The following is a 6,464-nucleotide window of genomic DNA, read 5'->3' on the forward strand; positions in this document are numbered from 1 at the left end:
GATGGATAATCTATGATGGAAAATGGTGGATGGCAAACGCGAATGAACAACATCATCCATTTTACATCTACCATCATCCATCAAAGCTAGTTTCCTAGTTCCGACATGAATTTAATTCGCATCAATTGAATTTCTTCGCGGGTGTAATCTGTTTCACCAAGTTCGTTAAGTGCCTCATCAATCGAATCACTTTCTGCAGCTCTGAAATAATCAAAAACCTCATCCTGTCTGTCATCATCAATTACCTCATCAATGAAATAATTTAAATTGAGCTTGGTACCTGAGTTTACAATCGATTCTACTTCTTTCAGAATTTCCTCATAAGTAATGCCTTTGGAATCAGCAATATCTTCTAAACCAATCTGCCTATCAATATTTTGAATGATGGAAACTTTCATCTGAGATTTATTGGCCTGAGTTTTAATAATCAAATCAATTGGTCGCTCGATGTCGTTATCCTCAACATATTTTTTGATCAGCTCTATAAATGGTGTTCCAAACTTCATCGCCTTACCCGACCCTACTCCTGAAATCTGCCTAAGTTCTTCGGTTGTAATTGGGTAATGAGTACACATCTCTTCCAAAGATGGGTCTTGAAATACTACAAATGGAGGAACGCTTTTTTGCTTCGCAATTTTCTTACGTAAATCCTTTAGCAACTGAAGTAGGTGCGTATCTAAAGCACCCGTTCCCTGTTTAACATCATCTTCATCATCTACAACACCAGTTTCAATCAGTTCGTTTAGAACGAACTTTAAACTATATGGGTTAATGATAAAGTCTTTCCCCTGCCTGGTTAATTTAAGTAAACCGTAATTATCAATATCCTTAAAAAGGTAGTTATTTAAAACCGCCTGGCGGATCACTGATTTCCATAGTAACTCCCCATCCTGCTTGCCAATTCCAAATTCCGGCACCTTACTGTGCTCGTAAGCAATAGTTTGAGCAGTTTCTAAACCCAGGAAAACGTTTAATAAATGGGTATCATCAAATTTTTCACCAGTTTTTTCGATGAATTTTAATAAGATTGATAACTGTTCTTCAGCATCAAACTGTTTTTTAGGCTTTTTGCAGTTATCGCACATGCAGTTGCAGCCCGTTTCGTTAAAGTTTTCGCCGAAATAATGGAGAATCTGCTTGCGGCGACAAACACCAGACTCCGCATAATCAATTACTTCTTTTAATATCTGCGTACCAATTTCTCGTTCAGAGACGGGTTTATCTTTCATAAACTTTGCAAGCTTATCTACATCTTTTTGAGCGTAAAAAGCAATACAAACCCCTTCTCCACCATCACGACCAGCTCTACCAGTTTCCTGGTAATAGCCTTCCATACTTTTAGGCACATCGTGATGAATTACAAAACGAACGTCGGGTTTATCGATGCCCATACCGAAAGCAATTGTTGCTACAATTACTTCGGCGTCTTCCATTAAGAATTTATCTTGTGTCTCTGCCCTAACTTTTGGTTCTAATCCAGCATGATAAGGCAAAGCACTAATCCCATTTAAATTTAACGCTTCGGCAACTTCTTCAACCTTTTTCCGGCTGAGACAATAAATAATTCCTGATTTACCAGGGTTGGACTTAATATATTTTATAATTTCCTTCGTAATATCCCTTTTTGGGCGAATTTCATAAAACAAGTTTGGCCTGTTGAATGATGACTTAAAAAGTGTTGCCTCCGTCATTCCAAGATTTTTCATAATATCTTGTTGTACCTTCGGCGTAGCTGTGGCAGTAAGTGCTATTATAGGAATGTTGTTGCCTAACCCAGCAATAACCTGCTTAATTTTTCGGTATTCTGGCCTGAAATCGTGGCCCCATTCAGAGATACAATGCGCTTCATCTACAGCAACAAACGAGATCTTAATTAGATTTAAGAATTCAATATTGTCTTGCTTGGCTAAAGATTCTGGAGCAACGTATAATAATTTTGTCTGCCCGCTTAAGAGGTCAGATTTTACCTGAGTAATTTCAGATTTGTTTAGGGACGAATTAAGAAAATGTGCAATACTATCATTTCCACCAAATGCTCTTAACTGGTCTACCTGATTTTTCATTAAAGCGATTAACGGAGAAATCACAATAGCAGTTCCTTCGCTCATTAAAGCAGGTAATTGATAGCAAATAGACTTCCCTCCGCCCGTTGGCATAATCACAAATGTGTTATTGCCTTCTAAAATATTTGTAATGATCGACTCCTGATCACCTTTGAAATTATCAAACCCAAAAAAATTCTGCAGGTTATCAAATAACGACTTTTTCACGTCCATTTTGTGTAATAAAATATGCGATGCTATTTTTGTATCCAAAATAACATAATTTTACAAGAATTTCAAGTATCAACAAACAATTATTTTCTCTTTGAAAAGTAAAAAATATATTATCCAATCGGCTATAAGCACGTTAGAGCTTGAAGCTGCAGCAATCCTAAATGTTGCAAAAAACATAAACGATGATTTTGAAAAAGTCGTATCTACCATTCTTCAATGTGATGGCAGGGTGATTGTAACTGGGATTGGAAAAAGCGCCATTATTGCTCAAAAAATAGTCGCCACATTCAACTCAACAGGTACTCCGGCAATATTTATGCATGCTGCAGATGCCATTCATGGCGATTTGGGTATGATACAGCGTAACGATGTTATCATCTGCCTATCAAAGAGTGGAAATACACCGGAAATAAAAGTGTTGGTCCCCCTACTAAAATCAGCCGGAAACAAACTGGTTGGTATGGTTGGAGAACTCGAATCTTTCCTTGCGGAACAAGCTGATCTGGTGCTAAATACATCTTTCGAAAAAGAAGCATGCCCACATAATTTAGCGCCAACCACAAGTACCACTGCACAACTGGCCTTGGGAGATGCATTGGCTATTTGCTTACTGGAATGCAGAGAATTTAACGAATCTGATTTCGCGAAATATCATCCTGGCGGATCACTAGGCAAAAAACTTTACCTCAAAGCAAAAGACCTCGCACTTTCCAACGAAAAACCATCTATAAGTCCTGCGGCAGCTGTAAAAGATGTGTTAATTGAAATCAGTAAAAACCGTTTAGGGGCTGTTGCTGTTGTAGATGAGTTGGAGCAGGTTATAGGGGTAATTACCGACGGAGACATCAGGCGGATGCTTGAAAATAACATGAGTATTGCAGGGTTAAAAGCAGAAGACATTATGGGTAAACAACCAAAAAGTATACAAGCCGACGCACTTGCCGTAGAAGCACTACACATAATTAAGGAAAATAACATTACACAGTTGTTAGTTCTCCAACAAAACACTTACTTTGGAATTATCCATTTGCATGATCTTTTGAACGAAGGCATCGTGTAATTTTAAAACATAAAATGAATAAAGATTATTACGCACTAATTATGGCTGGAGGGGTCGGAAGTCGCTTTTGGCCAGTTAGCAGAACTGAATACCCTAAACAATTTATCGATTTTTTTGGGGTAGGTAAAACTTTAATTCAAAGTACTTACGAAAGATTTTTAAAAATCTGTTTACCAGAGAATATTTTTATTGTTACTAATGAGATTTATTCTGATCTGGTTAAGGAACAACTACCAGAACTTTCTGACAACCAGATATTAGCCGAACCGTTACTTAGAAATACGGCTCCATGTGTGGCCTATGGAAGTTTAAAAATTTATGAGCTTAATCCGGCTGCTACAATTGTTGTGGCGCCGTCTGATCATACCATCGCAAATGTCGACGGCTTTATAGAATCCATAAGTCAATCTTTAAATGCAGCTTCTAAAAATGATTGTCTGATTACGCTTGGTATAAAACCGAACAGGCCTGATACAGGATATGGCTATATCCAACATACGGAATATGTTTTAAACACCGATACTGATTTACATAAAGTTAAGACCTTTACAGAGAAACCTAACCTTGAATTAGCAAAGTCATTTATCCAAAGTGGAGATTTTCTCTGGAACGCAGGAATTTTTATCTGGTCAGCGAAATCGATTTTAAAATCCTTTGAAAAACATTTGCCAGACATGTATGAAATTTTCAATCTGGGTAGATCAGAAATGAACACCGACCGTGAAAAGAATTTCATCAATAATGCTTATCTACAGTGTACGAACATTTCCATCGATTTTGGTATCATGGAAAAAGCTGATAATGTTTACGTTTTACCTGCAGATTTCGGTTGGTCTGACCTAGGAACCTGGGCATCCATATACGAGATGGCAGAAAAGGATTATGTTGGAAACGCTGTTATCCCTTCGGAGCAAGTGATTATGTTCGACTCATCTAACTGCATGGTGAATGTGCCTAAAGATAAACTGGTTATCCTTCAGGGTTTGCATGATTATATTGTGGTAGAAAATAACAATATGCTCATGATTTGCCCAAGAAACGAAGAACAAAAAGTAAAAGAATTTGTGGCCGAAGTAAAATCCAGATTTGGTAATAAATTTATCTAATCGCGTAAAAATTTAATAATTACACCTACATCTTTTGGTTCGAAAACCCTAACTGTTCTTAAAATCATACTTTGAGAAAAGTTAGGGTTAATAATGTTCCGGGCCACGATATCAATTTTACTATCTAAATTACTGATATACCCATCGTACGTATTTGGCAATACTACAGAAAGTGCAAGCGCATTTGCCCAGGCCGTATTTCTAGCTGCAGTAATGCTAAAATTAATTACTGATTCCTTACTACTGTTATCGACATATTTAAGCAGTTTCATCGGTGCACAAATTTCTTCGAGATCTTTTTGCACAATATTGATTAAGCTACCAATAATATTATTAATCAGATCGAAATCTTTTTTAATTAGCTGTATATCATCACCTCTGGCGGTTTCTGCTGCTGCGATCCCTAAATCAAGGTTAATATGAGCATTCATACCCATAAGTAAATGTTGAATTACAGTGTATGGTTGAGCTGTTGCAGCAAAAGCGGATTTCCAGGATGATGTTAAGGGTGCGTTTTTAGCATTACAGACATAGGCACTGATATAACGATTCGCAAAAATCACATCAAGCTTCTCCATTTTCGGTCCATCTGCAAATAACCCGTTGTTAATCCCGTTTTGCACAGCAACAGTCATCTTTCTATACAAACATGCAAAATAACCTGCACGAGATTTTTTGCCACGCTGATGTCGATAATTTCATCCAGGCATGAAATAACTTCAGTAATGTCTTTTGCAGGCAGCATTTGGGTTTGATTTCTAAATAAAAATACATAATTATATTTTCAATTTAGAAATCAAATTAAGATTTATATGGCGGTAGTGCGTTGTCTGACAGCCTCATATAAAATTACACCTGCCGAAACAGATACATTCAGAGATTCAATTTTTCCTGCCATGGGTATCTTAGCCAAGTGATCAGCTACTCTTAAAAGATCATTTGATATACCTTCATCTTCAGAACCCATAACAATGGCTGTTGGCATGGTGTAGTCGGGTGTATAAATCAAGTCGCTGGTTTTTTCAGTACAAGCTACAATCTGCAAGCCACTATCTTGCAAGAATAAACAGGTTTTATGGAGGTTTGCGTGCCTGCAAATTGGAATGCTAAATAATGCTCCGGCAGAAGTTTTGATTGCATCAGCATTTATCTGAGCCGCATTTTTTAATGGCACAACAATCGCATGAACGCCAACGCATGCAGCCGTACGGGCTATTGCACCCATATTGCGAACATCAGTTACACTATCTAGCACTAATATTAAGGGCACCTCGCCTTTTTCAAAAACCGCTGGAACGATGTCTTCTATATTTTGATAGGTAATTGGAGATATCACTGCAATTACACCCTGATGGTTTTTTTGCGACATTCTGTTCAATTTTTCAATTGGAACAGAATTTAAAGGGATCAATGTATCTTTTAAAAGCGCCTTTAATTCCAAAAATAACTCACCACCCAAACCACGTTGTTGATAGATGGTTTCGATATCTCTTCCAGCTTTAACCGCTTCAATTACTGCTCTAATGCCGAATACGAATTCATTATTTTCTTTTACTCGCTGAGGTCTTCTAAAATTATCCATGATTTGAAATTGTTTGCAAAAGTAATTGTTTTGATGGTAAATCTGTTGCTATTGCAAATATTAAGGATTAAATTAATGGAGGTTGCAAACAAAGAATATGAAACACAAATTGATTGATGAAGATCGCAAAATTGAAAACAGGAGATAGATTAGTTGCTTTACTATATCCAATTCTGTTGCCATTCCAACACCGACTCTTCTTCATCTACTGTGCCCTACTCCCTATTAACATTTAAGTGTTTATAGATTGATGATTTTTAGAAAGTTGAAAAATTTAATCTGATTAGACTTCAATTTGTTAACAAACAGCTAGTAACTTGTTAAAACAATCGCGTCAAATTTTACCTACTTTTGTATTATGAGTATGGATAATGAACAAGGCGGAAAAAACAGTTTAACAGCGAGGAAAGCACGATTAACTAATACCGTAAGTACGATGG

At 36.9% G+C, this 6,464-nt stretch carries 4 protein-coding genes and 1 pseudogene; 2 read left to right on the forward strand and 3 right to left on the reverse strand.

All coding sequences use genetic code 11. The features are described 5' to 3' along the window. Positions 1-86: 86 nt before the first annotated feature. The gene (gene recQ, locus ON09_RS08800) at positions 87-2,276 is read right to left on the reverse strand and encodes a DNA helicase RecQ (RefSeq protein ID WP_010600695.1); all 2,190 of its coding nucleotides are present in this window, start codon (positions 2,274-2,276) and stop codon (positions 87-89) included. 91 nt (positions 2,277-2,367) lie between these two features. Between recQ and ON09_RS08805 the strand changes: the two genes are divergently transcribed. Both ON09_RS08805 and ON09_RS08810 read left to right on the forward strand, forming a co-directional pair. Continuing rightward, complete coding sequence (locus tag ON09_RS08805; RefSeq protein ID WP_010600696.1) at positions 2,368-3,336, forward strand: KpsF/GutQ family sugar-phosphate isomerase; 969 nt, start codon at positions 2,368-2,370, stop codon at positions 3,334-3,336. 14 nt (positions 3,337-3,350) lie between these two features. After that, positions 3,351-4,442, forward strand: a complete 1,092-nt coding sequence (locus tag ON09_RS08810) for a mannose-1-phosphate guanylyltransferase (protein ID WP_010600697.1) — start codon at positions 3,351-3,353, stop codon at positions 4,440-4,442. On the opposite strand, the pseudogene ON09_RS08815 reads toward ON09_RS08810, so the two are convergent. Further along, positions 4,439-5,110, reverse strand: a pseudogene (locus tag ON09_RS08815) (DUF5995 family protein); the annotation flags it as partial. The gene ON09_RS08810 and the pseudogene ON09_RS08815 overlap by 4 nt on opposite strands. A gap of 140 nt (positions 5,111-5,250) precedes the next feature. Further along, positions 5,251-6,024: a 23S rRNA (guanosine(2251)-2'-O)-methyltransferase RlmB gene (rlmB, locus tag ON09_RS08820; RefSeq protein ID WP_010600699.1), complete on the reverse strand. Its 774-nt coding sequence runs from the start codon at positions 6,022-6,024 to the stop codon at positions 5,251-5,253. Between the last annotated feature and the right edge of the window lie 440 nt (positions 6,025-6,464).

It is taken from the genome of Pedobacter agri PB92, assembly GCF_000258495.1.
In the GTDB taxonomy this organism is placed as follows: Bacteria; Bacteroidota; Bacteroidia; order Sphingobacteriales; family Sphingobacteriaceae; genus Pedobacter; species Pedobacter agri.